Below are 25,248 nucleotides of genomic sequence, written 5' to 3'. Positions count from 1 at the left end.
TTCTGGCCTAGGCCGGTGATTCTGACCCACGACCGGGGCCTTGCCGCAAGCCCCCTGGTGCGCTATACATTAAGAGTGGCAAGGAGTGGGTATTCCTCCTGCCCTCATCGCCCGCTCCGGGCAAGCATGATCTCTCTGACCCGGTCCACATACTTCGGCACCCCCGCCGCCGCCTCCGCCGTGTCCGGCATATTGACCACCAGGTCCGCCCGGTCGGGAAACCAGTTGATCCACAGGGATACGCCCCGGGCGTTGTCGGGGCCCGCCAGTACGGTCGCGTCCGCGCCGAGGTAGTCGCGTGAGCCGGGCGCGGAGCGGCCGTCCAGGTAGGAGACCATGGGCGGGATGGAAGGGACGTCGCCGCCCAGGAGCTCGATCGCCCGGTACATCGGTACGTCGTATCCGGCACGGGCGCGCTGGAAGCCCTGCTGGGCGGCGGCGATCGCGTCGGGCAGGGTGGGGGAGGCGGGCAGCCGGAACAGGAGCGGTACGAAGTTGACGAGCCAGCCGTGGACCTGGAGCAGCTGGGGGTAGGCCCTGGTCGACACCACGGTGAGGACGCGGTAGACGTCGTTGCCGGTGAACTCCCGCTGCGCGAGGGCCAGTGCGGCGAAGGCGCCCGCGCCGAAACCACCGCCGTGCCGGGCGCAATAGGCGCGGAACGCGCGCGCCTGGTCACCCGTGAGCACCGGATACCGGACGCGCGTGCCGGGCAGCAGTTCGTCGGCGTCGTTGCCCACCCCGACCGGGAAGTCGGGGAAGCCGCCGCCCCCCGCCGCCAGGAACTCCGACCACACGGCGAGCTCCGGCGCGGCCGTCGTCAGCGACGCGGAGCGGTCCCGCTCGCGGAGGTTGCAGTCCAGGTAGCCGGGCGCCGGCGCCAGGCCGGCCGGGGCACCGCCGAGGGCCGCCTGGTAGCGGGTGCGGATCTCGTCGAAGAGCAGCGCCAGGGAGTGCCCGTCGGTATAGGCATGGTCGACCGCGAAGTACACCGTGGAAGACGTGTCCCGCCGGATCACCCCGGCCGTCAGCCCCGGCCAGCTCACCGCGGTCTGCTCGTCGATCCTCCGGTGCAGGTAGGCGCGCAGGCCGGCCGGGTCCGTGAAGTCGCCGACGCGCGACGGCCGCACCGTGAGGGAACCGGGTGGCAGACGGAAGCCGGGCAGACCGTCGGCGTCCGGCTCGTACCAGGTGTGGAACGCCTCGTGGCGGCGTACGAGCCCCTGCCACGCGGCGGTGAGCGCGTCGAGATCGGCCCGGCCCGGCAGGTCGAACTTCACACCGGCCCAGGGCGACTGCCGTCGCCCGCTCGCGCGGTGGTCGGCCGCCAGCCGCAGGTGCACGCGCTGGAAATGCGACGCGGGTACGTCGTGCGGTTCGGGCACCCGGTCGGTGGTCAGCTCGAATTCGACCACTTCGCCGGGCTCGGGGCGCCAGTCGAGGATCTGGGTCATGTGCACGGTGGGGGTCTCCTCCCATCGGTCGATCAGCCGATCGGCCGGTCGGTCAGGCGGATGCGGGGACGGCTCCGGCCCGGTGGGCGTCCGCGACGCGGGCGGCGGCCCGCGCCGCGGCCGTCACAAAGCGTTCGACGTTCGTACGTGCCACGGCCGTGTCGGGGAAGCGCGCCGACAGGTGCACGCCGCGTTCCCCTCTGGTCAGCCACAGGTACACCGCGGGCCGGCCGTGTACACGGCTGCGCAGCATGACGTCGTCGGGCCGCGGCGGGGTGCCGGCCACCCGGCGCACGTCGAGATAGGACACGACGAACCGGGGGCGGATCTCCCTGCGCAGCAGCCGGTTGATGTGGGGCAGCGAACTGCCCGGCCCCGGCCCGCGGCGGCGCAGCTCGGCGGTGGCGAGGGCGACGGTGTCGGCGAAGGCCGCCCCGGGAGCCGTCGGGATCCGCACCGGGTGCAGCCCGACGAGCCAGCCCGGCACCGCTCGCCAGTGGTCGAGCCGGGTGTTGGCCAGACTGATGACGGAAAGCTGCCGCTCGCCCGCGACCTTCGCGGCGGCGAGCGCGAGACAGGCGAGCAGCCCCGAGGCCGTGGTGCCTCCGGCCGCGCCCGACGCGGCCGCGAACCGGGCGGCCGCCGGCCCGTCGAGAAGCCGGTGGTAGGCGCTGCGCTGCGGCAGCGGCTCCTCGGACGCGCCGAGCGGCAGGGGGAAGGCGGGCGTCCGGCCGTGGGCTCGGCGCAGCAGCGACCGCCAGTGGTCCGCGTGCTCGGGTCCCGCCGGGGCCCGGTCGGTGAGGACCCGCTCCTCGGCCCCGACGTCCAGGAAGGTCGGCCCGCGCGTCACCGCTCCTTCGCCCCTCAGGACGTCGCGGACCTCCCCGGGGATCATGGCGAGCGTATAGGCGTCCACGACACCGTGGTCCGCACCCGCGAACACCGTCACCCCGGCCACCCCCTCGACCGTCGCGAAGACCACCTGCGGCCAGCCCAGCGGGCCCGTACCGCGGTCGAAGAACGCCTCGATCTGCCGCCGGACCGCGCGACCGTCGGCGAACACGCCCACGTCCTCGCGCCGCAGCGTGACAGCGCTCGCGGGGAGCGTACGGCGCGCACAGCGCTCGCCGTACGTCACCAGCCTGCTGCGCAGGTGCTCGTGCCCGCGCAGCCAGGCCGACAACGCCGAGCCGACCTGGCGCGGGCCGACCCGGCCCACCCCGAACGACACCCCGATCCACGCCGGATCCACGCACCGCGCCCCCCGCGACGCCGCGGCACGCACATGGTCCTCGTGGACGAGCGCGGGTGCCCGCGGGTCGTCCGCCCAGGCCGGGGCCGAGGCGGTGGGTGTCCAGAACACCAGCCGGCCGTCGGGAACGGCGCTGTCGCCCAATTCTGTGAATTCCAATGTCTCACCGATCAGGAAATGTGCGGCGCCGGCCTCGGACCCTCATCACGATGCTCTCCTTATGACGCCTCGGTGCGGGCCGCCGAAGCTAACCGCCCGTGATGAAACCGCGATGAAACGAAGATGAAGCGGAAGGGTGTTCGCTGGTCACGTCCTTCCGCGCGCCGACACCTCAAGAAAGCCTCTTGTTGCCCTCCTGCCGCGCTGGTAGCTTCGGCGCCCGTCATTCATTCCGCGCTGCTCCGATTCATCGACCGCAGCCGACGGAGGGTCAATTGATGAACGCACGGACAGAAAGCGAAACACCCCGGGCAGCAGCCGACGCGGAACCTTCCACGGACTATGCCGCGCTGCGCCGCGACCCGGAATACGCCGAATTGAACCGCGCGCTGCTCGACCTGGTCCCGGCCGGCTCCGGACCGTCCGTCCTCGATCTGGGGTGCGGGGACGGAGCCGTCAGCGAGCAGCTGCTGCTGCGCGACCCGTCCCTCTCCCTGGTCGGCGCCGACCCCGAGCCGTCCCTGCTCGACGCGGCGCGGGCCCGCCTGGGCGACCGGGCCCGCTTCGTCGTGGGCGACGCGGCCTCCGTCTCCCGGCTGTTCCCACCGGACTCCTTCGACACGGTGGTGCTGGCCAACTGCATCCACCTCGTCCCCGACCTCGGCGAGGCGCTCGACGCGATCGGACGGGTCCTCACCGGCGGCGGACGCCTGGTCTTCAACTCGGCGTTCTACTCGGGCGCGGAGACCACGGCCGACCTGCCGCTGTACGCCGAGCTGGTCGGCACCGCACGCCGCGTCGCCCGGACGCGGGGGCTGCCGCTCGCCAGGTCGGCCGCGGGCCGGCCGCCGGGGCTGCGCCGGAGCGCCGGGGACTACCGGACCGCCCTCGACGCGGGCGGCTTCACGGGAGTCGTCACCACGGAACGGGAGTTCACCCTCGGCCGGCGCTTCCTCGCCGCCCTGTGCGCGACACCGATGTTCGCCGCCGCCGCGTTGCCCGGGATCGACCGGCGCGTCGCCGCGGAACTCCTCACCGAGGCGCTGGAAAGCCAATACGAGCGCGCCCCCTTCACGATCACCCGGCGCTGCGTCTACTTCTCCGCCGTCCGGTCTTCCGCCGTCCGGTCTTCCACCGTCCGGTCCTCCGCCGTCCGGCCATAGAAAACCCCACGAGAGGAATGCGCCATGACCGAGGCAATGAACGTGGTCACCCGGGCCATCATGGGTATCCGGCCGGACCTGGGTGAATACCCGGCGGCGATATCCCGCGACGCCGCCATCTTCTACGCGGCCGACCCCGACCAGCCGGTACTGGGACTCGATTCCATGGAGGCACTCGAACTCATCGCCGTGCTGGAGCAGGAATTCGGGGTCCGGCTGGCGGACACCAGCATCAGGATCGCCGACCTCCATACGGTCGGGGACGTGGTCGACGCCATGTCGGGGACACGGTGATATTCACGGCGGCGCGCAACCGCGTGCTGGTGACCGGCATCGGCGTCGAGTCGTGCGCGGGCGGCACACCGGACGAGCTGTGGGCCGCCCTGTCGGCGGGCCGGCCCGCGATCTCGCCCCTGGAACTGGAGGAGCCCCTGCCGTGCCGGGTCGGCGGCGTGGTCAAGGACTTCGACCCCCGGGACCACATGTCCGCCCAGCAGGTCCGCCGCACCTCGCGCTTCCAGCAACTCCTGTTCGCCGCCGCGGCCAAGGCACGGGCGGACGCGGGACTGCGTACGCCCCCGGGAGCGCTGTACGTCGGCACCGGCGGCGGAGGACTCGACGAGACCGCACGGCTCGTGACCGTACTGCGCCGGGACGGGTGGTCGCGGATGAACCGGCTCGGTCTGCTCCGCCTGCTGCCCAACCAGGCCGCCGGACTCGTCGCCCAGGAACTGGGCGTCACCGGCCCGGTGCTCACGCTCTCGACCGCCTGCGCGTCCTCGACGGACGCCATCGGAGCCGGAATGCGCGCGGTGCGCGACGGCACCGCCGACGTGGTCCTCGTCGGCGGCGTGGAGAGCTGGCTGGACCTGCCGTGCCTGGCGTCGTTCTCCCTGCTGGACGCGCTCTCCCAGCGCCCCGCGGCCGAGGCGGCGAGCGCGTCGCGGCCGTTCGACCGCGACCGCGACGGCATGGTTCCGGCGGAAGGGGCCGCCGTGCTCGTGCTGGAGTCCGAGCGGTCGGCGCTGCGCCGTGGCGCGACCGTGTACGGCGAGGTGCTCGGCGCCGCGTCCACCTGCGACGCCCACCACCCCCTGGCCCCCCGGGCGGACGGCTCCGTGGCGGCCAGGACGATCGAGCTGGCCTGCGCCGACGCCGGCCTCGACACCGCCGCCGTCGACCTCGTGAGCGCGCACGGAACCTCGACACCGCTCAACGACCTGGCCGAAACCGAGGCCATCAAGCTCGCCTTCGGCCCCCACGCCCGGCGCGTGGCCATCACGGCGCCCAAATCGGTCATCGGGCACTCCTGCGGAGCGTGCGGGGTGCTGGAGAGCGTCGGCGTGCTGCTCGCCATGCGCGAGAAGTACGTGCCGCCCACCGCGAACCTGGAGAACCCCGACCCCGGCTGCGACCTGGACTACACCCCGGTCGTGGGACGACCCGCCGCGATCAACGTCGCCGTCAAGCAGAACTTCGGGTTCGGCGGCCAGAACTCGGCGGTCGTGTTCGGGTCCGCCTGACCTGACCTGACCCGATCTGACCGGCCCCGCCGCGCCGCTCCGGGACGTACCTCCGGGGTCCCGGCGCGGCGCGGCGGGGGCCGCCCTCAGCGGACGGGCGCGGCGTCCCGTGGCCCGGTCGGCTCCCGGGGAGCGAGGGACTCCCGGTAGGTACGGGCGAGATGGTCCTGGAGGCGGGCGTGGCGGAACTGGTAGACCGCGCCCGCCTGACGGAGCACGCCCCGCCGGTAGGCGTCCTCGAGGAAGGCGACGACGGCCCAGGGCAGCCGGCCGGTCAGCGGCAGCCAGATCCGGGCGAAGACCATCCACTGCCCCCAGGCGGTCAGACCGAGCACATAACCGAGCGCGCCGCCGAGCCCGCTGATGACGCCGAGCTTGGTCGAGGCCGTGACGTCCCACACGAGCGGGCCCAGCAACGCCGACATGGGCCGGATCGCCAGCCCGGACGCGACGCCGACCAGGACTCCGAAGACGGTCGCCCAGACGATGAACTGGGCGAGGACCGTCCGGCGGTTCGTGCGCAGCAGACTGACCGGATTGACGGCGGACCGGATGTCGAGGGGGGTTTCGAGAAGGACCAGGAGCACGAGGGTGGGGCCGGCTCCCAGCGCGAACACGACCCCGTAGAGGGTGCTGTTGTCGAGACCGATCTGCAAGGCGGCCGGGAGCCCGACGCGGCGGAGGAAGCCGACGAGCACTCCTTGCATGAAGCCGTAGCCGCAGCCGAAGACGAGACCGAACAGCGATCCGATCAGGAAGCGGCCGGCGGTGCCCCGCGCGGCCTTCCGCGCCCTGCCGAACATCTTCATGCCCACGTTGGCCGGTGGCACCGTCACGTCCTTGGCCGCGACCATGAACCAGTACGCGACCCCGAGGGTGAGCCCGGAGAGGAACCCCACCATCAGGCCGTCCGCGAGCTGGAACCCGAGCGGGCTGAAGAGCACGCCGACGGCGCAGTCGACGAACCCGATGGTCAGACAGATCACCCACGCGATCACCAGCGTGCGGGTGGAGCGGCGCAGCCCCGAGCCGAACCGCCACCACTCCAGATTGGGAGTGTCGAGCCGGGCCAGGTGGTGGGCGAGGTAGCCGAGCCAGTACCGGGCGCGTTCCGGCTCGAAGCCGCGGCGCGACCCGCCGGCCGGGTGGTGCCCCGGCCGGAGGCGGTAGGCGGTGGTGATGAAGTTGTCGAGGAGGTGGTTCTCCAGCTCCTCGGGGCCCTCGAAGCGCCGGGTGTCCAGGAGCGAGGCCGGGTCGCGGCCGGGAGTGTCGCTGTAGACGGCGCGGGCGAGCGTGACCATCAGCGGGGTGGTCAGCACCGCGGCGAGGTGGGCACCGCCCGGGCCGTGCGGCCGCTCGCGCAGTTCGCTCAGTACGGGGTCCCACGCGCTCGTCGCCGGGTCCCCGCCGCGGGCCTTGCGCGTGGTGCGCGGCAGGTAGTCGGCCAGATCGCCCAGGGTGAGATCGGTCAGATCCACCGCGGCCGCGGACGTGAGCACGTCGGTCTCCGCCACCGCCGCCGCGTACTCGGACGGACGGCTCGTCAGCAGCAGCGGCAGGGTGGTGGCGTTGAGCGCCTCCAGCGCGGGACGGTTCAGACCGTCGGCGATCTCGTCGAAACCGTCCAGGACGGGAAGTATCCGGCCGGACTCCACCAGCGCGGCGGCCAGGCTCTGCCCGCCGGGCCCCGGGGCGGCGAGACCGGGATGGTCGCGGGTCAGCTGCGCGGTCAGCCAGTCCCGGAACGTCACGGCGGTGGGATCCCACGCGCCGATGCTGAAGATCACGGGTACGGGCTCGGCACGTGCCCTCGACTTCAGATAATCCAGGACGAACCGCATGGTGAGGATCGTCTTCCCGGAACCGGGCCGGCCCAGCACCACCAGCCGCCCGGAGGGTATCCGCCGGTACACGCCCGCTATCTCGTCCAGGCGCCCGCTGAGGTCCAGCGGCCCGTGCGTACCCCCGGCCGGCAGGCGCCGGATGTTGGCCCAGTGATCGGTGAGCTCCTCGGGAGCCGGCCGCCAGTGCACCGGCAGCGGGTACGGATCGTGCACCTGCCGCTGCTCCTCCTCGCGCTGCCAGCGCGCGGCCACCGCGTGGGCGAGTTGCTCGGCCACGCCCGCCAGGGTGTCGTGCAACACCGAAGCGGGCGGCCCGGAGGCCGGTCCGGCGCGGCCGGCCGGATCGCCCGCGTCTCCTCCGTCGGCCGCGTCGCCCGGCCGGGTCGCGTGCCCGGGCGGATCGTCAGGCGTGGGCGCGCGCCCGGCCGGGCCGTCGGGCCGGATCGTGTGCCCGGGCGGATCGTCCGGCCGCACCGCGTGCTCGGCCGGGTCCTCCTGCCGCACCGTGTGCCCGCCCCGGTGGACGGCCGCCGCCAACAGGTCTTCGCGCTCGGCCGGTTTCAGCCCGAGCGCGTCGGCCAGCAGCCGCACCGTGGTCACCCTGGGGTCGGCGCGCTCACCGGTCTCCAGCCCGCGGACGGTGCGCACACCCACGCCCGCGCGCTCCGCCAAGGTCTCCTGGGTCATTCCCGCGTTGTGCCGCAGCCGCCGTAACAGCGTGCTGAACTCACTGGCCACAGGTAACGGCCTCCCGCTCGGATATGGTGTTTTTCCAGGTGGGGAATCTAGCGCGACCACCGGCCGGATACGGCCGGTACCCCTGGCCTGTCCGTTTTCCCGCGCCGGGACCAGCCTCGACGGCACGCGCCGCGGGAAGCGGCCCGGAGCCAGGGGAGCCACGATGCCGATCACCACGACCACCGGCCGGCCGGCCGTCACCACGCTCGGGCAGCGGGAGCGCGAGGTGCTCTACGCGGTCGGCTGCGGCCTGAGGGACGACGAGATCGCCGCCGCCCTCGCCATACCCGAGGACGCGGTGGCCGGACACCTCGCCCGGATCCTCGCCCAGCTCGGCCTGCGTGACCGCGCCGCCGTCATCGTCCACGCCTTCGACTGCGGCCTGGTCGCCCCCGGCCGCGGCCCCCGCAGACAGACGACGGGCCCGGTGCGGCGGACGGCGACCCGCCGCCGGCCCGGACCGCGATGGGAGATCTCGGTACTCGGACCGCTGACGGCACGGCGCGACGGGCACCCCCTGGACCTGGGGCACATGCGCCAGCAAGCCGTGCTGACGGTGCTGGCGCTCTGCCCCGGCCGCACGGTCAGCCGGCAGGAACTCCTCGACGGGGTATGGGGGGAGGAACCGCCGAACACGAACGTGGTCCCGGTGTACATCTACCGGCTGCGCAAGATCCTCAGCGTGGGGGACGGCCCGCACTCGGCCATCGAGCGCGATCAGTGCGGCTACCGGCTGCTCCCCGGCGCGGTCGCCGTGGACGTGGCACGCATGGAGGAACTGGTCACCGAGGCCGGTGCGGCCGAACGGGCGGGGGAGCTGGACGAGGCGGTCCGTGCCTCCTCCCGGGCGCTGGACCTGTTCCGCGGTGAGCCGCTGGCGGGTCAGCCCGGACCCTTCGCCGAACTGGAGCGGCTGCGGCTCACCGAGCGCAGGACCGTCCTCGTACAGCGCAAGCTCGGCTGGCAGCTGCGGCTGGGCCGGCACTCCGAAGTCATCGACGAGCTGTCGGCCCTGACCGTGGCACAGCCGCTGAACGAGACGGCCGCCGCGATGCTGATGCGCGCGCTCTGCCTCAGCGGCCGGCAGGCCGACGCGCTGGCGGTGTTCGACCGCACCCGCCGCCTGCTGGCCGACGACCTCGGGGTCTCACCGGGCCGGATACTGCGACGGACGCACCAGCTGATCCTGCGCGGGGACGAAGCCTGCCTCGGCCTCACCGGAACCGCGCGGTGACGGGACGGGCACCGCGCACGCCCGGTGAGGAACTGCTGCTGGCGAGGATCTCGGCGGCGGCCGGCCGGGAGCACCTGGGCAGACGGCGCGCCACGTACACGGGAGCGGCGCGTACGGTTCACGCGAACACCGTGCGGGTCCGGGCGGTCCGCTGCCTGCTGACGCTCGTCCGGTACGCCGGGCCGTCGGCGGTCAGCGGGTACGACATCGCGCGACTGGACCTGTACGAGCACGGGATGACGGTCGCCGCCAAGGGGCGGATCCACGTCATCCGCTACGACACCACCCAGGTCCGTACGAGCCCCCCGCGCCCGTACGGACCGGCTCGCGGCGGCACCGCCCACACGCTCACCGACGTCGGCGGACGGCGGGTCGTGCTGCGCGGCGGACCGGAGCGGGGCGACGCGGCGGAATGGTGGGCGGAGATCCAGCGGGGCGTCGTCCGCGCCCGGCTGCCTCGGGCGCTGGCCGCGCTCGACCAGGGCGAGCGGCTGACCTTCGGCGACGTGTGGCTGACCAGGGAGGAGGTCGGCTACGGGGAGGTCCGCGCGACGTGGTCGCGGGTCCGGCGCGTCCGGGCCCGGGACGGAGCGGTCGAGCTCGACATCGACGGGACGTGGCACGGGCTGGGCTCCAAGGCGGCGGGAATCCCCGACCACTTCGTGCTCCGGGCGCTCGTCGAGCGGCTCGGACCGGACGGCGGGCGTTGACCCGCGGGGGCCCGGTGCGGACCCGACCGGCCCAGGGCGGAGTCCGGCAGTCCGGAAGCGGGTCCGACGGTCGTTTCATCGCGATGTCAACGGCCGTGCCTAACGTCGAATCCCGGCAGTTGCCTGCCGCATCGACTCGAGGAGGACCAGAGAGATGGCCCTGACCCGTAGATGGAAGAGGGCGATCGCCGCCGCCGGCGCGGTGGCGGCCATGACGGCCGCCACGGCCGTCGCGCCCACCGCCGCCCAGGCCGATCCGGTGCGCCATTACTACCTGGAGCTCGGCGGTACGGGCTCGGCGGCGCCCGCACCCGACTGCACCAGCAGCTACACCTTCGCCAACAAGCATCTCAACGGGGGCATCCCGGTTCCGGTGTGTTACCCGGCGAGCGCCGGACCCTGGCTCAACGGCCGGAACCTCCCGGACCTGGGCGCGCCGAGCTACGACGTCAGCGTGCGTCAGGGGTACCGCAACCTGCTGGCCGCCGCCGAGGCCACCCACCGCCGCGACCCCGGCGCCCGCCTCACGATCGTCGGCTACTCGCAGGGCGCCCAGGCCGCCGACCAGGTGCTCCAGACGATCGCGGCCGGCGGCACCGACATCCCCCGCTCGCAGGTGAACGGCATGCTCTACTCCGACCCGATGCAGCCGGACACCGGCGTCTGGGCCCGGACGCCCCAGGGCTGGAGCGCCCTCGGATTCACCTCCACCGGCCCCGGCCCGGCGAAGTTCGACGGGATTCCGGTGCAGCGCTTCTGCATCCGCACCGACGGCGTGTGCGACGCGACATCGGTGAAGTCCGTCGGCGGCTTCCTGATCCAGCACCCCAAGTACACGCAGGAGGGCAACATCATGGCGAAGACCCTCGGCAACGACGGCGGCGAGGGAGTCGTCTGGTTCGATTCCTGACCGCCCCCGGCCCGGTTCCCGCCCGCCCTCCCACGCGGTCCCGGGACGGCCGGACCGGTCGGCGACACACGGGGGAGTGCCCGGGGGCGGCCAAGTCGCCGGCCCCCGGGCGCCGGTGCGTCCCTCGGCGCGCGGTCCTCAGGGGCGGGCCTTGTCCTCCACTCCGGGCGATTCCTCGATGTCGTCGCTCAGCACGGCCTCACCGGTCGCGGCGTCGACGTCCACCTCCCGTTCCGTCCCCTGAGGGTCCTTCAGCCGCACTTCCCAGATGGTGCGCCCGTTCTCGGTGTCCAGGTCGCTGGAGGCCACCGTGGCGCCGGGCAGCATCTTCAGGGCGGCTTGTTCGGCGCGCTGTTTGTCCACCGCCGGCGACCCGGACGGCGCCGGGCCGCTCGGGCTCGGGCCCGTATTCGCCACGCCGGGTGAGGCCGAGGTGGCGGCCGGGGGCGATGTGACGTCGTCCTTGTCCTTCTCGCCGTCGCCTCCGCACCCGGTCAGCACCAGCATCGCGGCCGCGACCGCCCCCGCCGCACACCACCGGCTCGTACGGTGCGCCGTGCGGGCGCCCCGCCTGTCGTGCCACTGCATCGAATCGCCGACTTTCCTGTTCGTGCCGAGCTTTCCCGTTCGTGCCGAGCCGGCGGCCGGGGCCACGGAGGCGTCGTACCCGTGGTCCCGGCCGCCGACGGAGGCGAGGGCGGCTACTTGTCCTTCTTCTCCGGAGCCTTCTCCGGAGCCTTCTCCGCGGCCTTCACCGCAGTCTTCTCCACGGACTTCTCCGAGACCTTCTCCGCGACGATGCCGACCTTCTTCTCCACGGTGAGGTTCTTCTTCTCCGCGGTGGGGCCGCGCAGGACCTTGCCGCTGTGCGGGTCGACCCACACCTCGTAGGTGGTGCCGTCGCACTCGACCTCCACCGTCCACACGGTGCGCTTCTCCTTCGTGCCGAGCTTCTCCTCCTCCAGCTCCGCGCCGGTCACCCGCCCCTGGACGGCCTTCTCGGCGATGTGGACGGCCTCGTGGATGGACACCTTGTGGTGGTCCGAGCCGTGCTCGGAGTGGTGCTCCGACTTGTCGCTGACCGGCACCACCGGCTGGTGGATGCCCGTGGCGGCCCATGCCGTCACCGGTGCCCCGGCCGCCAGCAGAGCCGCCGTGATCACGCCTGCGGCCGCCGCGCGGCGCCGGGACGAGTTCTTCACAGTCATCACGTTCTTTCTCCTCGACTATCGGTGGGCAGCGGCTGGCCGCTGCCACGGGTATCGACGCGTGCGTCGCGCCCACCCCGGGAGAGGGGATCATCGTATTCGCGGGGAATATGAATAGCCTATGGAACTCACGGGACCGATCAAGCTTCGGCGCAGGTGTGTCCGCCCGGTGATTCGCCCGTGACTTGCCCGGGGGATCGGAGGATTGACCCCGCATCACTTGACGGGCGGAAGCCGAACCCGCGGCGGAATCGGTGAGCTGTCGTCGGATTCGCCGCACGGAAACACCCACATGGGTGAACCATCTGATACGGCAATCCTTGTCGTTCGCAATTGGATAAACTGCGTTACCGGCTTCTACGTCGAAAGCGGTTGAGGATGTTGGTCATGCGAGGGCCCGGCGGTTCGAATGCGGTGCCGGGTGGCCGTGCCGCCGCTCCCGCGCGGGCCGGGCGATTCGCGTGACGTCGACGCCGTCGACTCCACATGCCGTGGAATCTCTCGCCCGGCCGGTCAATTCCCACAATGAGTGGGACCCGTTGGAGGAGGTCGTCGTCGGGCGTGTCGACGGCGCGACGATCCCTTCCGATCATCCCGTCGTGGCCTGCAACCTCCCGCCGTGGGCGGCGCGGCTCCAGGGGCTCGCCGCCGGCCTCCCGTATCCGCGCGCGCTGATCGAGCGGGCGCGGCATGAACTCGAACAGTTCGTCGCCCTCCTGGAATCGCTCGGCGTCACGGTCAGGCGCCCGGAAGCGGTCGACCACAGGCGGCGGTTCGGAACGCCCGACTGGACGTCGCGCGGCTTCTGCAACAGCTGCCCGCGTGACAGCATGCTGGTGATCGGCGACGAGATCATCGAAACCCCGATGGCATGGCCGTGCCGGTACTTCGAGACCCACTCCTACCGCGAAATCCTCAAGGATTACTTCCGCCGCGGCGCGCGCTGGACGGCGGCGCCGAAACCACAGCTCACCGACGCGCTGTTCGAGAAGGACTTCCGTGTCCCCGGACCGGGCGAGCCCATGCGTTACCTCCTCACCGAGTTCGAGCCGGTGTTCGACGCGGCGGATTTCGTACGGGCGGGGCGCGATCTGTTCGTCACGCGAAGCAATGTCACCAATCGCATGGGAATCGAGTGGCTGCGCCGCCACCTCGGGCCCGGTTACCGGATCCACGAGATCGAGAGCCGCTGCCGCACACCGATGCACATCGACACGACGTTCCTGCCTCTCTCGCCGGGCAAGGTGATGGTCAATCCCGAATACATCGACGTGGATCACCTGCCCGGCATCCTGGGCTCCTGGGAAATCCTGGTCGCCCCCGAGCCCACACCGCTGGACGAGCGTCTGCTCAGGATCACCTCGATGTGCGGGAAGTGGCTCAGTATGAACGTCCTCGTGGTCGGCGACAGCCGGGTGATCGTGGAGCGGCACCACACCGGCATGCTGCGCGCACTCGAGAGGTGGGGATTCGAGCCGATCCCGTGCGACCTGCTGCACTACGCGCCGTTCGGCGGCTCGTTCCACTGCGCGACGCTCGACGTCCGGCGCCGCGGGACGCTCGAATCGTATTTCGACTGACCCTTTCGCCGATCGCCCCGGCCCTGCGGGCCGGGGCGGGGGCTGTGGCGGATGCGGAGGGGGCCCTCGGATTTCCTCGCGCCAACGTGCGCGCCGAAGGCGGATGACCGGTGGTCCGTCCGGATGGGCGGGCTCGAACGTCGCGATCCGGCCATGCGCGCGCAAGGGAGGCGCCTTACGGTCGAAAGGGGAGTGATCATCCGGCGGTGCGCGCCCGCCTCGCTTTCCCCGGCCTCATGACCGCTCCTACCTGCGGCGATCACCGAACGTGCACGTGGGACCGCATTCCGGTGAGAAGCGTCTCAAAAGCATCGAAATCTTGCGTTTAGCCGATAAGCGCCCGGGGATTGATCACTCGCTCTCAAGATTGCTCAACACGACTGCGCCGCCGCAACAGCACCATTCCGGCCGCGCAGTCCCAGCCACCAGACAGGAGCCCGGCACATGCTGCCCTCCATGCCCAGTCCCGACCGCGAACGCTTCCTCGCCGAACCGCGCGTCGGCGTCCTGGGGGTCACCGACTCCCGGGGCGGCGACCGCGCGCCTCTGATCGTGCCGGTGTGGTACGGCTACGAGCCCGGCGGCGACGTCGTCGTCCAGATGGGCCGGGAGACCATCAAGGCGCGACTCCTGCGCGCCGCCGGCCGGTTCAGCCTCTGTGTGCAGGACGAGGGCCGGCCGTACCGCTACGTCAGCGTCGAGGGCCCCGTCACGGCGATCGAGGAGACGGTCGACCCGGCGCTGCGCGAGGCGCTGGCCCGGCGCTACCTGGACCCCGAGGAGGCGAGCGCCTACCTGGTGGCCACCGCCGACCAGCTGAAGGACGACATCGTCTTCCGTATGCGCCCGCGGCTCTGGCGCAGCGCCGACTTCTCCGCCTTCGCGGCGGACTTCGCCGAAGCGGGCGCCGGTCAGGACGGCAGCTGAGCGCCGACGCCTCCTCCGCACCCCCTACCCGCACCAACGGCGCGCAGCCGCGCCGAAGCCCCACAAGCAAGAAGGACTCGATGACCGACACCGACGTTTCGTCACACCTGCTGTTACCCCGTAGCCCGGCCCCCTCGCCGGCCCCGTCGCCGGCGGCGCCCGGCACGCTCGCGGCCGGCTACCCCCGGAACAGCCTCATACCCGAGCTGTTCGAAGCGCAGGCCGCCGCGCGGCCCGACGCGCCGGCGGCCAGGCACGGGGAGCGCAGCGTGACCTACGGGCAGCTCGACGCCCACGCCGACGCCCTGGCGGCCCGCCTGCTCGCACGCGGCGTCCGTCCCGGTGACCTCATCGGCGTGTGCGGCGGCCGCTCGCTGGAGGCGCTGGTGGCACTGCTGGGCATCCTCAAGGCCGGCTGCGCGTACGTACCTCTCGACGACGACCTTCCGCCGGCCCGCCTGCGGGCCATGGCCGAGGACGCGGGGCTGAGCGCCGCCGTCACCCTGCCGGGCAGCACGCGTCCCGTGCGAGGTCTACGCGCGTCAGTCGAGGTCGGTTCCCTCGACCGCCCCGCACTCCGGACCGAGCCCCTCGACCGCCCCCGCACCGACTCCGCGACCGACTGCGCCTACGTGGTCTTCACCTCCGGGACGACCGGCCGCCCGAAGCCCGTCGCGATACCGCACCGGGGCGTGGTCCGCCTCGTGCTGTCCGACCCCGAGCTGCCCCCGCCCGCCCCCGGCGACGGGGTGCTGCACGCCTACGGGCTCTCCTCCGACGCCTCGACGATCGAGATCTGGGGCGCGCTGCTCACCGGCGCCTGCCTGGTCATCGCCGACCGGGAGGAACTGCTCTCGCCCCTCGCCCTGGAGCGGCTCTTCCTCGCGCAGGGCGTGACCATGGCCTACCTGACGACGAGCGTCTTCCACCTCGTCGCCCGCACCCGCCCCGAGGCGCTGGCCACGCTGCGGCACGTCTCCGCCGGCGGGGAGGCGATGGACCCGCGGTTGGCGAACGCCGTCCTCGCCGCCTGCCCGGCCACCACCGTGGTCAACTTCTACGGCCCGACCGAGAACGCCGTGGTCTCCACCGCCCATGTGCTGCGCCCGCTGCCCGAGGACGCCACGACCGTCCCCCTGGGCCGCCCCTTCGGCGCCTCCACCTGCCACGTCCTCCGCCCCGACGGCTCGTTCGCCGGGCCGGGCGAGGAGGGCGAACTGTACGTCGGCGGCGACGGACTGGCCCTCGGCTACCTCGGGGACGCGCGGCTGACCGCCGAACGCTTCGTCGCCCTGCCCGCCGTCGAACCGGACGGGCCGCTGTACCGGACCGGCGACCGGGTCGTGCGGACCGCCGACGGCCTGCTGGAGTACCGCGGCCGCCTCGACCGGCAGGTCAAGCTGCGCGGCGCGCGCGTCGAGCTCGACGAGGTGGAGACCCGGCTGCGGGCACACCCCGAGGTCGGCGAAGCCGTCGTCGAGGTCGAATCCGGCTCCCTGACCGCCTACGTCACGGCCGCCCGCCCCGGCACCCCCCTGCCGCTCCCCGCCCTCCGCGCGTACTGCGCGCAGTGGCTGCCCCCGCAGGCCGTCCCGGCCCTGGTGCCCATGGACCACTTCCCCGTGACCAGCGGCGGCAAGGTCGACCGCGCCCGCCTGAAGTCCGCCGCACCACTGACCGGCCGCGACGACGACGCGGTGACGGCCGAGGAGACGGACGAGCCGAAGATCGAGGGCCTGCTCGACGTCCTCACCGAGGTGTGGCAGCGGGTGCTGCGCGTACGCCCCGCGCCCCAGGACGACTTCTTCCTCCTCGGCGGCGACTCCCTGCTCGCCTCGGAAGCCGTCACCCGCACCCTCGCCGTGCTCAGCCTCGACGCCGCCCTGGGCTCCACCCTCATCAGGGCCCTGCTGGCCGCGCCCACCCTGGAGGGCTTCACGGCCGCCGTGCGCGAGGCCCGGGGCGGCTTCGGCGCGGCGACGGACGGCGAACCGCACGTCGACTTCGCGCGCGAAACCGAACTGGGCTTCTCCCTGCCGGTCGCCGAAGGCCCGGCACCGTGCCCGCACGACCCGAAGGACGTCCTGCTCACGGGCGCCTCGGGATTCGTCGGAGTGTTCCTGCTGCACCGCCTGCTGCGCTCGACGACCGCCCGCGTCCACTGCCCCGTACGGGCGACGAGCCCCGCACACGCCCAGCAGCGGGTGCGCACCGCCCTCACCCGCTACGGACTGAGCCTCGACGAGACCGAGTGGCGGCGGGTCGAGTGCTTCCCCGGCGACCTGACCCAGCCGGGGCTGGGGCTGTCGGCCGTGCACACCGCCGAACTGACCGGCCGGCTGGACCTGATCGTGCACAACGGCGCCCGGGTCAACTTCCTCTACCCGTACGAGCAGTTGCGGCCGGCCAACGTCGACGGCACCCGGGAGGTCGTCCGCATCGCGGCACCCCGCCGGGTCCCGGTGCACTTCGTCTCGACCGTCGCCGTCGTCGCCGGGTTCGGCACCGCCGGGGTGCACGAGGTGGACGAGGACCTGCCGCTCGACCACGCGGACGGGCTCACCATGGGCTACGCCGAGAGCAAGTGGGTCGCCGAAGGCGTCCTGCGGCGGGCCGCCGAACAGGGCCTGCCCGTGGCCGTGTACCGGCCGTACGAGGTGACCGGCGACCGGACGACCGGGGCGTGCAACACCGAGACGGCCATCTGCTCGTTGTTCAAGACGGTCGCCGAGACGGGGCTGGCCCCCGACATCGAGCTGCCGATGGACTTCGTCCCTGTCGACCACCTCGCCGAGTCCCTGGTCCACATCGCCACGCACCGGCCCGCCGACGGCCGGGTCTACCACGTCACCAACCCCCGCCCGGCGATGTTCTCGGACGTCCTGGACCGGATGCGCGCGGCGGGCTTCACCCCGCGCACGCTGCCGTACGACCGCTGGGTCGGTGAGCTGGTGCGCTACGTCGCCGAGAACCCGACGAGCGCCACGGCGCCGTTCGTGTCCCTGTGCGTCGACCGCAGCCGCAACGCCGACATGTCCGTCAAGGAGATGTACCTCAAGGACGTCTTCCCGGTCCTGGGCCGGCGCAACGCCGAGGAAGCGCTCGCCGACAGCGGACTGCACTGCCCGCCGGTGGACTCCGCGCTGCTGGACCGGTACCTGGAGTACTTCTTCGCCTCCGGCTACCTCACCCGCCCCGCGCCCGTACCGGACCACCCGACGCCGCACCACGCCGCGGCGGGATCGGAGCACACCGCGTGAACCCGCCCGAAGCACTCGTCCCGGTCCCGGAGGTCGAGCCCGGCACCGCGGGCCCGCCCTGCGCCTACGCCCGCCTGCGCACCGAGCGGCCCGTCGTCAAGGCACAGCTGCCCAACGGCGAGACGGGCTGGCTGATCAGCCGCTACGACGACGTGCGCGCCGCGTTCGCCGACCCCCGGCTCGTCCGGCCGCTGCTGTCGGCCTGGCCGCCCCGCGAAGGGGCCGACGCCCCGCCGCCGTGCCTGCCGACCTTCCTGGAGATGACCGGCGCGCACCACGAGCGCGTACGCCGCACCGTCCTGCCGATGTTCGGCCGGAAGCGGCTGGAGTTCATGGAGCCCCGGATCCGGACGATGGCCGGGGAGCTCATCGACGCGATGGTGGCCGGGTCCGAGGACGGCACGGCGGACCTCGTCGCCGCGTACGCCGACCCGCTGCCGCTGCGCGTGCTGTGCGAGACCACCGGCCTGCCCTACGAGGACCGCGACGTCTACCTGCCGCACACCCTCGCGCTCCTCGGCGCGGCCGGGCTGACGATGGAGGAGGTGCTCGCGGCGCTGTACGCGCTGCAGGACTACGCCGAGGAGCTCATCTCCCGCAAGGAGAAGGACACCGACGGCGAGGACTACATCCGGCTGCTGCTGGCCGAGGCCGGCCGTCCGGGCAGCGAGCTGACCCGCGACGACGTCGTCAGCTTCGTCGTCACCATGCTCATGGCCGGATACAAGACCAACATCCAGCACACCGGGAACGCCCTGCTCGCCCTGCTCACCCACCCCGAGCAGCTGCGGACGCTGCGCGAGGCGCCCGAGCGGATCGGCACCGCGGTGGAGGAACTGCTGCGGTACGTCCCGCTGATGAACGCCATCAACATCCTCGTCGCGAAGGAGGACCTCACCCTGCACGGGCAGCACATCCGTGCCGGGGACGCGGTCGTCCCGGTGCCGGCCTCCGCCAACCGCGACCCGGAGGCGTTCGCCGACCCCGACCGCCTCGATCTGACCCGGACCCCCAACGCGCACGTCGCGTTCGGGCACGGCCCGCACGCGTGCACGGGCGGGCACCTGACCCGCATGCAACTCACCATCCTGATCGAGGTGCTGCTCGAACGGCTTCCCGGCATCGAGCTCGCCGTGCCGGCGGACACCATCCCCTGGGACGAGTCCACCCCGCTGCGCGCCCCGGCCCGGCTGCCCGTGCGCTGGTGACACGCCGCCCCGGCGCCGCGTCCCCGCGCGCCGCGACCCCAGGAAACCCGGCCCGAGACACGCACGGAAGAGAGACCCGCACGCCATGACCGCACCCCAGGCACCCGCTTCCGAGGAATCCCCCCACGAAGCGCCCCTGCCGCACTACCCCTTCAGCACCCGGGGCGACCGGCTCGCCCCCGAACTCCACGAGCTGCGCGGCCGCTGCCCCGTGGCCCGGGTCAGCACCAACTCCGGCGACGAGGCGTGGCTGGTCACCGGCTACGAGCTGACGCAGCACGTGCTGCGCGACCGCGCCTTCGCCCGCTCCGTCCTGGCCGAGGCGGACAGCCCCGGGCAGGACGCCCCGATCCTGGCGCCCGAACTGCTCGACGCCATGAACCACCTCCAGAAGGCCGGGCTGCGCGACGAGGTGCTCAAGGCCCTCGGCCGCAACCAGCCCGAACTCCCCGCCGACTGGGTCGAGGCCATGACCCGCGAGGGCCTGGAGGCGATGGTCCGCGAAGGCGGCCCCGGCGACCTCCAGCACCACTTCGCGGAGTGGGTCGCGGGGCAGTGCATGTGCCGGCTGCTCGGACTGCCCTTCGAGGACCACGCCTGGCTCGCCGTACGGGCCGATCTCGACCTGACCATGGTCACCCCCACCCACGAGGAGCTCGCCCGCAACTGGGAGGAGATCCGCGTCTACATGCACGAGCACATGGCGGCCCGCCGCCCCGGCGAGCCGCGCGGCCTGGCGGACCGCCTGGCCGACCTCAACGCCGCGCACCAGGGGCTGACGGACCGGCAGCTGTCGAACATCGTGTCCGTCCTCTTCGTCAGCGGCTACGAGGACTTCGCGAGCTTTCTGGGCGTCGCCGCCTTCAACCTCCTCCAGCACCCCGAGGTCATGAGCGGGCTGCGGGACCGCCCGGAGACGATGCCGCAGTGCGTCGAGGAGCTCCTGCGCTGCAGCGTCGTCCTGGGCAACGCCATCCCGCGCTTCGTCACCCGGGACGCGCGGCTCGGCTCCGCGGAGGTGAAGAAGGGCGAGATGGTCCTGCTCTCCCTGGACGCGGTCAACTACGACACCGCCGCGTTCGCCGACCCGGAGGGCTTCGACCCCACCCGTTCCCCCAACCCGCACCTGCGCTTCGGCTACGGCCGTCACCACTGCCCCGGCGCCCACCTGGTGCGCCGTCAGTCCGACATCGCCTTCCGCGTCCTCCTCGACCGCCTCCCCGGCGTCCGTCTCGCCGTGCCGCCGTCGGAGGTCCCCTGGCACCCCGACCGCATGGCCATCATGGCGGCCGGGATCCCCGTGACCTGGTAGCGCCGGCACCCGGCACCGCCACCGCCTGAAGTGACGAGGCCACAGCCCCATGGGCTGTGGCCTCGTCGTTTGCTCACTCGGGGGCCGGAGCCCCGCCCGCTTCCGGAGTGCCGACGCGGGTGGCGGCCAGCCGCAGGGCCCGGTCCCGGTCGCGGCCGTCGAGGGCGTCGACGAGGGCGGCGTGACGGTCGTACCGGGCCCGGAGGAGCTCGGGGCCGGCGGTGTGCCCCGCCTGTTCGGCGACCGTCAGCAGGCCGTCGTACAGCGAACGCAGCAGTGTGCCGGGGCTGAGGGCGGCGAGGCGGGCGCGCAGCAGCCGGTCGGCGTGGGCGAACGCGACCGGGTCGGCGGCGTCGGCGGCCTCGGCGAGGGCGGCCAGGTGACGCCGCAACCCGGCGACGTCGGCGGGGGACGCGTGCCACAGGGCGTCCTCGACGAGCAGGGGGTCGAGGGCGTCGCGGATGCGCGCGGCCTCGTCCGGGTGCTGCTCGTCCAGGTCCCGGGGCCAGGCGTCCGGGCGCGCGGCGGGGGCCGGCCGGGCGGCGAAGAGCCCCCCGCCGGGGCCGGGCCGCACCGTGACCAGGCCGCGCGCCTGGAGGAGCCGCAGGGCCTCGTTGAAGGTGCCGACGGACACTCCGCACGCGGTGCGCAGTTCGTCCTTGGTGCCGAGGCGGGCACCCGGTTCGGTGCGGGTGACGCGCTGGGCGATGCGCTCGGCGGCCATCTCGGCGCGGGAGGGGGAGGAGGGGCGCTCCCAGTCGTCGCGGCGCAGGGCGGGGGGTTCGGCACCGTCACGCGGGTGGCCCGTGTCGCGCCCGCCTGTGCGGTGGTCTGCGGTTCCCACGGCGCCTCCTCGGTCCCCGACAACCCGCCGGAATTGATTATGACGAATAGCATCGCACCTCTTGACGTCTTTCGTAAACCACATGCATGATCACCGTAATCATCATGATGATTAGAGGGGAGCGGGCATGGCCGCAGTGACCGGTGCGACCGGTTCGATCGAGCAGGACTTCCGCGACGCGATGGCCGGGGTCTGCGCCCCGGTGACGATCGTGACGGCCACTCAGGACGGCGTCCCGTACGGAGCGACGGTCAGCGCCTTCACCTCGCTGTCACTCCACCCGGCGATGGTCTCGGTGGCCCTGGACCGTTCCTCCGACGTCCTCGCCCGCATCCTGGCGACCGGGCGTTTCGGGGTGAACGTGCTCGGCCACGACCAGGACGACCTGGCCAGGACCTTCGCCCGCCGGGTGCCCGACCGCTTCACCGCGTCCGGGGCGCCCTGGCACTACGACCACGGGCTGCCGCGGCTGACCGGTGCCCCGGGCTGGCTCGTGTGCGAGCTCGGCTCCGCGGTCGAGGGCGGCGACCATCTGCTGCTCCTCGGCGACGTCGGCCACGTCCGTACGGCCGAGGCCGCGCCCCTCGTCTACGGCTACCGCACCTTCGGCACCCACTCCGCGTTCGCGCGATGAACCCCAGCCGGACAAACACCGACCGGACCCACCTCGACCGGACCCGCCTCAGCCGGTTCCACGTCAACCAGGAGACCCGTATGACCACCACGCATTCCCGTCCCGCGCCGTCCGCCGCCGCGCACGCCCCGGCCCCGACCCGTGCCGAGCTCGTGGCGCGGGCGGAGGCGCTCCAGCCGCTGCTGCGCGAGCACGCCGCCCGGATCGAGGCGGAGCGGCGGGTGACCGACGAAGTGATCGAGGCGCTGACGGAGGCCGGGCTGTTCAAGCTGACCGTGCCGCGCCGCTTCGGCGGCTACGAGAGCGATGTGCGCACCCTGATCGACGTGACGGCCGCGATAGCCGAGGGCGACGGTTCGACCGGCTGGGTGACCGCCGTGGTCAACACCTGCAACTGGCTGGCCGCGCTCTTCCCCGAGCAGGCGCAGGAGGAGGTCTTCGGCGCCCACCCCGACGTCCGGGTCACCGGGGTGTTCGGCCCGACCGCCACCAGCCGCAAGGTCGAGGGAGGCTGGCGGATGACCGGCCGCTGGTACTACAACTCGGGCTCCTCGCACTCCTCGTGGGCCCTCCTCGGCATGCCGGTCACCGACGAGGACGGCGAGGTGGTCGACCAGGCCATGGTCCTGGTCCCGCGGTCCGAACTGACACTGGAGGACACCTGGTTCGTCGCCGGACTGCGGGGCACCGCCAGCAACTGCGTGATCGCCGAGGACGTCTTCGTGCCCGGGCACCGGGTGATGTCCGTACCCGGCGCCATCGAAGGGGACGTCCCCGCCGACCACGGCCCGAGCGGCCTGTTCCGCACCGCGTTCGCCCCGCTCCTGGCGGTCGGCCTCGCCGGCCCCCAGCTCGGCCTGGGGCGCGCCGCCTTGAAGCTCGTCACCGAGAAGACCGCGACCAAGCCGATCTCGTACACGTACTACGAGACCCAGAGGGAGTCGGTCGGCGTCCAGCTCCAGGTCGCCGAGGCCGCCATGAAAATCGACACCGCCCATCTGCACGTGCACCGGGCCGCCGACGACCTCGACACGGCCGCGGCGCGGAGCGACGACCTCGACGTGCTGACCCGGGCACGTGTGCGCGCCGACACCGGACACGCCATCGACAACCTCATGTCCGCCCTCGGCACCCTGCTCAATGTCCACGGCGCCGGATCCTTCGCGGACACCAACGCCCTCCAGCGGATCTGGCGCGACGCGAGCGTGGCCGGCCGGCACGCGGCGTCCACGCCCGCGGTGGGCATGGAGATCTACGGAAAGCTGCTGCTCGGGGTCGAGGAGCGGATCACCCCGTTCGTCTGACCGGGCGGGGGGGGGGCGCCCGGCGGCGGCCCCCTTCACCGGCGGGAGTCCGTTGTGCGCCTCCGGCGCGGTGTCCGGTTCCCTCCTTGGATGTCTTGTGAAGAGCGTGAAGAATCCCCACCGTCACGCCATGTATCTCATGTCACGTCGGTGAGGAGAAATCATGCGCTCGATGAAGACGGTCCTCGCTCTCGGCGCCGCGGCACTGGCCGCGGCGGGGAGCCTCATGACCCCGACCGCGACCGCCGCGACCCCTTCCGGGAACGCCAACGGCAAGGCCATGACCTGGACACTGCTCGCGGACGGCCCCAGCGGAACGGTCCAGGTGGGCGGCGGCCCGCTGAGCAACGCCTACCAGGGTGACACCGCCACCTCCACGGCGCTGCCCCTGCTCTGCCTGAGAGTCGACGGACAGCCGGCCCCCGCGGGCATCACCCCCGGTTTCTACGCGGGCTGGGCACGTGGCACGGTCGCGGCCACCGGCCCGATCCGCGGCACCCGCCTGACCAGCCGCGCGGTCGCCGACGGAGTCTGCGCGAACAACTTCGGCCCGGGGTGGCGCATGGCCGAGTTCCACGACGGCAGATACGGCCCCAACCTCGAGAGCTCGGGGGGCTGGAGCTTCTGGGCCTACGGAGACGTCCCCGCCGGCACCCGCTTCTGGACAGCCATCAACGACCAGCCGGCCAACCCCTGGAGCTGACCGCGCAACGGGCCCTTCCTCGCTGTCATGTCATAGTGGAGCCTTTCATTCAGCAAAGGACCAAAGGCCCTGCCTGAGGTCCCGTCAGCTATGAAGACTTCTGAGCAAGGGCTCGATCGTCACGCGGCGGCCGGAACCCCCGGGACACCGTGGGCGCGGTTCCGTGCCCGCCGCGCTGCCGCCGAGTCTCCACCACCGGAGATCGGAGACCAAGTGACCACCAAGACCCCCCACATAGCGCTCGCCGCCGCCGGGGCCGCGCTGATCCTGTCACCCCTGCCCGCCGGAACGGCCATCGCCGCCGAGAAGGCCCCGGTCATCAGCGTGATGGCCTTCAACGTCGAACAGCTCCCCTCCATCACCGCGGTCGCCCGCACATGGGGCAGCGACCGCCGCACCGAGCGCGCGACCGCGGCAGCCGAGGTCGTCCGGCGGGAGAACCCCGACGTCGTGGTGCTGGACGAGGCGTTCAACAAGTACGCCCAGGCCATGCGAGAGGACCTCCGGAAGACCTATCCGCACCAGAGCTCGCTCGTCGGCGAACACTGCGGCGGAAAGGGCAACTGGACCAGTTACGCGGGCAATTGCAGCAACTCCCCGTTCGTCGTCAACGGTGGTGTGACCATTCTCAGCAAGTACCCCGTCCTCGAATCCCACCAGCTCGTCTACCGGAGCGCCGACAGCAAGACCAGCGACTACAAGTCCAACAAGGGCGCGGCCCTCGTACGCCTCTCGGTGGACGGCGCCCCCGTCTGGGTCGCCGGTACCCACCTTCAGGCGGACGAGGAGTCGGGCAGCCCCATCGCGAACACCCGCAAGGTCCGCCTCGAACAGCTGAGGGAACTGCGCGCCTGGGCCTCGGAGAAGTCGGGCGGCCGCCCCGTGATCGTCGCGGGAGACCTCAACGTCGAGTACTACGCGCCCGACGCGGGCGACGGCCGCGCACCCACCGGGGCGGTCAGCGGTGACGTGGCCGAGGCCGATAAGGCCCTCGGCGGGAAGCTCGCCCCGCAGAACATCACCCAGTACACCTACGACATGGTCGGCAACGCCCGCGCCAAGCTCCGCGACGACGCCAAGGGCAGCTACGCCAAGTACCGCAACCGCCTCGACTACATCGGCTACATCAACGGCAACGGCCCCGCTCCCACCTTCACTGACGGGCGCGTCGTGAGCTACGACGGCCTCCACAAGGGAGGGGACCCCCTGGCGGAGATCCCCTCCGACCACCAGCCCCTGGTCGCCCGCGTGACCACCGCCCCCTGACCCGTCCTCGGATGC

At 72.6% G+C, this 25,248-nt stretch carries 21 protein-coding genes; 15 read left to right on the top strand and 6 right to left on the bottom strand.

Going from position 1 to position 25,248, the window contains the following annotated elements; all coding sequences use genetic code 11:
- Nucleotides 1–104: 104 nt before the first annotated feature.
- Together LUZ64_RS23015 and LUZ64_RS23010 are read right to left on the bottom strand one after the other, a co-directional pair.
- Nucleotides 105–1,454, bottom strand: coding sequence for a condensation domain-containing protein (locus LUZ64_RS23015; RefSeq protein ID WP_095579948.1), 1,350 nt, complete (start codon nt 1,452–1,454; stop codon nt 105–107).
- A gap of 52 nt (nt 1,455–1,506) precedes the next feature.
- Nucleotides 1,507–2,850: a condensation domain-containing protein gene (locus tag LUZ64_RS23010; RefSeq protein WP_095579950.1), complete on the bottom strand. Its 1,344-nt coding sequence runs from the start codon at nt 2,848–2,850 to the stop codon at nt 1,507–1,509.
- Nucleotides 2,851–3,143: 293 nt separating this feature from the next.
- Between LUZ64_RS23010 and LUZ64_RS23005 the strand changes: the two genes are divergently transcribed.
- Genes LUZ64_RS23005 through LUZ64_RS22995 form a run of 3 tightly spaced genes read left to right on the top strand, consistent with a single transcriptional unit; the run spans nt 3,144 to nt 5,551 of the window.
- On the top strand, nt 3,144–4,028 hold the full coding sequence (locus LUZ64_RS23005) for a class I SAM-dependent methyltransferase (RefSeq protein WP_107426583.1): 885 nt from the start codon (nt 3,144–3,146) through the stop codon (nt 4,026–4,028).
- 24 nt (nt 4,029–4,052) lie between these two features.
- Nucleotides 4,053–4,322, top strand: coding sequence for an acyl carrier protein (locus LUZ64_RS23000; RefSeq protein ID WP_095579952.1), 270 nt, complete (start codon nt 4,053–4,055; stop codon nt 4,320–4,322).
- Nucleotides 4,319–5,551 carry a beta-ketoacyl-[acyl-carrier-protein] synthase family protein gene (locus tag LUZ64_RS22995; protein WP_095579954.1) on the top strand — a complete coding sequence of 411 codons (1,233 nt, stop codon included), beginning with the start codon at nt 4,319–4,321 and terminating at the stop codon, nt 5,549–5,551. Before LUZ64_RS23000 ends, LUZ64_RS22995 begins: the two co-directional genes overlap by 4 nt.
- Nucleotides 5,552–5,637: 86 nt before the next feature.
- Here the strand turns inward: LUZ64_RS22995 and LUZ64_RS22990 are convergent, their stop codons facing one another.
- Nucleotides 5,638–8,082, bottom strand: coding sequence for a helix-turn-helix domain-containing protein (locus LUZ64_RS22990; RefSeq protein WP_232390332.1), 2,445 nt, complete (start codon nt 8,080–8,082; stop codon nt 5,638–5,640).
- A 214-nt stretch (nt 8,083–8,296) separates the two neighbouring features.
- On the opposite strand from LUZ64_RS22990, the gene LUZ64_RS22985 reads away from it, so the two are divergent.
- The 3 genes from LUZ64_RS22985 (at nt 8,297) to LUZ64_RS22975 (ending at nt 10,987) form a co-directional block, all read left to right on the top strand.
- The gene (locus LUZ64_RS22985; protein ID WP_095579958.1) at nt 8,297–9,367 is read left to right on the top strand and encodes an AfsR/SARP family transcriptional regulator; all 1,071 of its coding nucleotides are present in this window, start codon (nt 8,297–8,299) and stop codon (nt 9,365–9,367) included.
- Nucleotides 9,364–10,077, top strand: coding sequence for a DUF6585 family protein (locus LUZ64_RS22980; RefSeq protein ID WP_095579960.1), 714 nt, complete (start codon nt 9,364–9,366; stop codon nt 10,075–10,077). The genes LUZ64_RS22985 and LUZ64_RS22980 overlap by 4 nt, the downstream gene beginning before the upstream one ends.
- Nucleotides 10,078–10,231: 154 nt before the next feature.
- Nucleotides 10,232–10,987, top strand: a complete 756-nt coding sequence (locus LUZ64_RS22975; RefSeq protein WP_095579962.1) for a PE-PPE domain-containing protein — start codon at nt 10,232–10,234, stop codon at nt 10,985–10,987.
- A gap of 138 nt (nt 10,988–11,125) precedes the next feature.
- Here LUZ64_RS22975 and LUZ64_RS22970 read toward each other — a convergent pair whose 3' ends face one another.
- The gene (locus tag LUZ64_RS22970; RefSeq protein WP_095579964.1) at nt 11,126–11,575 is read right to left on the bottom strand and encodes a PepSY domain-containing protein; all 450 of its coding nucleotides are present in this window, start codon (nt 11,573–11,575) and stop codon (nt 11,126–11,128) included.
- 113 nt (nt 11,576–11,688) lie between these two features.
- Nucleotides 11,689–12,195, bottom strand: coding sequence for a PepSY domain-containing protein (locus tag LUZ64_RS22965; RefSeq protein ID WP_095579966.1), 507 nt, complete (start codon nt 12,193–12,195; stop codon nt 11,689–11,691).
- A 491-nt stretch (nt 12,196–12,686) separates the two neighbouring features.
- On the opposite strand from LUZ64_RS22965, the gene LUZ64_RS22960 reads away from it, so the two are divergent.
- From LUZ64_RS22960 to LUZ64_RS22940, 5 genes are all read left to right on the top strand, one after another.
- Nucleotides 12,687–13,775 carry an amidinotransferase gene (locus LUZ64_RS22960; protein ID WP_211304963.1) on the top strand — a complete coding sequence of 363 codons (1,089 nt, stop codon included), beginning with the start codon at nt 12,687–12,689 and terminating at the stop codon, nt 13,773–13,775.
- Nucleotides 13,776–14,231: 456 nt separating this feature from the next.
- Complete coding sequence (locus tag LUZ64_RS22955; RefSeq protein ID WP_232390331.1) at nt 14,232–14,702, top strand: pyridoxamine 5'-phosphate oxidase family protein; 471 nt, start codon at nt 14,232–14,234, stop codon at nt 14,700–14,702.
- Between the two features lie 80 nt (nt 14,703–14,782).
- Nucleotides 14,783–17,962, top strand: coding sequence for an amino acid adenylation domain-containing protein (locus LUZ64_RS22950; RefSeq protein ID WP_232390330.1), 3,180 nt, complete (start codon nt 14,783–14,785; stop codon nt 17,960–17,962).
- Complete coding sequence (locus LUZ64_RS37565; protein ID WP_095583542.1) at nt 17,959–19,170, top strand: cytochrome P450 family protein; 1,212 nt, start codon at nt 17,959–17,961, stop codon at nt 19,168–19,170. The genes LUZ64_RS22950 and LUZ64_RS37565 overlap by 4 nt, the downstream gene beginning before the upstream one ends.
- A gap of 85 nt (nt 19,171–19,255) precedes the next feature.
- Nucleotides 19,256–20,482: a cytochrome P450 gene (locus LUZ64_RS22940; protein WP_095583541.1), complete on the top strand. Its 1,227-nt coding sequence runs from the start codon at nt 19,256–19,258 to the stop codon at nt 20,480–20,482.
- Nucleotides 20,483–20,555: 73 nt separating this feature from the next.
- Here LUZ64_RS22940 and LUZ64_RS22935 read toward each other — a convergent pair whose 3' ends face one another.
- Entirely contained in the window at nt 20,556–21,326 is a 771-nt protein-coding gene (locus tag LUZ64_RS22935; RefSeq protein ID WP_232390329.1) for a FadR/GntR family transcriptional regulator, read from the bottom strand.
- 127 nt (nt 21,327–21,453) lie between these two features.
- Here LUZ64_RS22935 and LUZ64_RS22930 point away from each other — a divergent pair, with 127 nt between their 5' ends.
- The 4 genes from LUZ64_RS22930 (at nt 21,454) to LUZ64_RS22915 (ending at nt 25,233) form a co-directional block, all read left to right on the top strand.
- Nucleotides 21,454–21,960 carry a flavin reductase family protein gene (locus LUZ64_RS22930; RefSeq protein ID WP_095583540.1) on the top strand — a complete coding sequence of 169 codons (507 nt, stop codon included), beginning with the start codon at nt 21,454–21,456 and terminating at the stop codon, nt 21,958–21,960.
- 80 nt (nt 21,961–22,040) lie between these two features.
- A complete protein-coding gene (locus LUZ64_RS22925) occupies nt 22,041–23,264 on the top strand; it encodes an acyl-CoA dehydrogenase family protein (RefSeq protein WP_095583539.1) in 1,224 nt (407 codons plus the stop codon).
- Between the two features lie 163 nt (nt 23,265–23,427).
- Nucleotides 23,428–23,967 (top strand): flagellar hook-length control protein, encoded by a 540-nt coding sequence (locus LUZ64_RS22920; protein ID WP_095583538.1) that lies wholly within the window; start codon nt 23,428–23,430, stop codon nt 23,965–23,967.
- Nucleotides 23,968–24,180: 213 nt separating this feature from the next.
- Entirely contained in the window at nt 24,181–25,233 is a 1,053-nt protein-coding gene (locus LUZ64_RS22915) for a sphingomyelin phosphodiesterase (RefSeq protein ID WP_170116879.1), read from the top strand.
- Nucleotides 25,234–25,248: the final 15 nt, after the last annotated feature.

Origin of the sequence: Streptomyces albireticuli, assembly GCF_021228125.1 — a bacterium.
Taxonomy (GTDB): Bacteria; Actinomycetota; Actinomycetes; order Streptomycetales; family Streptomycetaceae; genus Streptomyces; species Streptomyces albireticuli.
The sequence above is the reverse complement of the archived record's forward strand: the minus strand, read 5'-3'. Positions and strand labels throughout refer to the sequence as shown.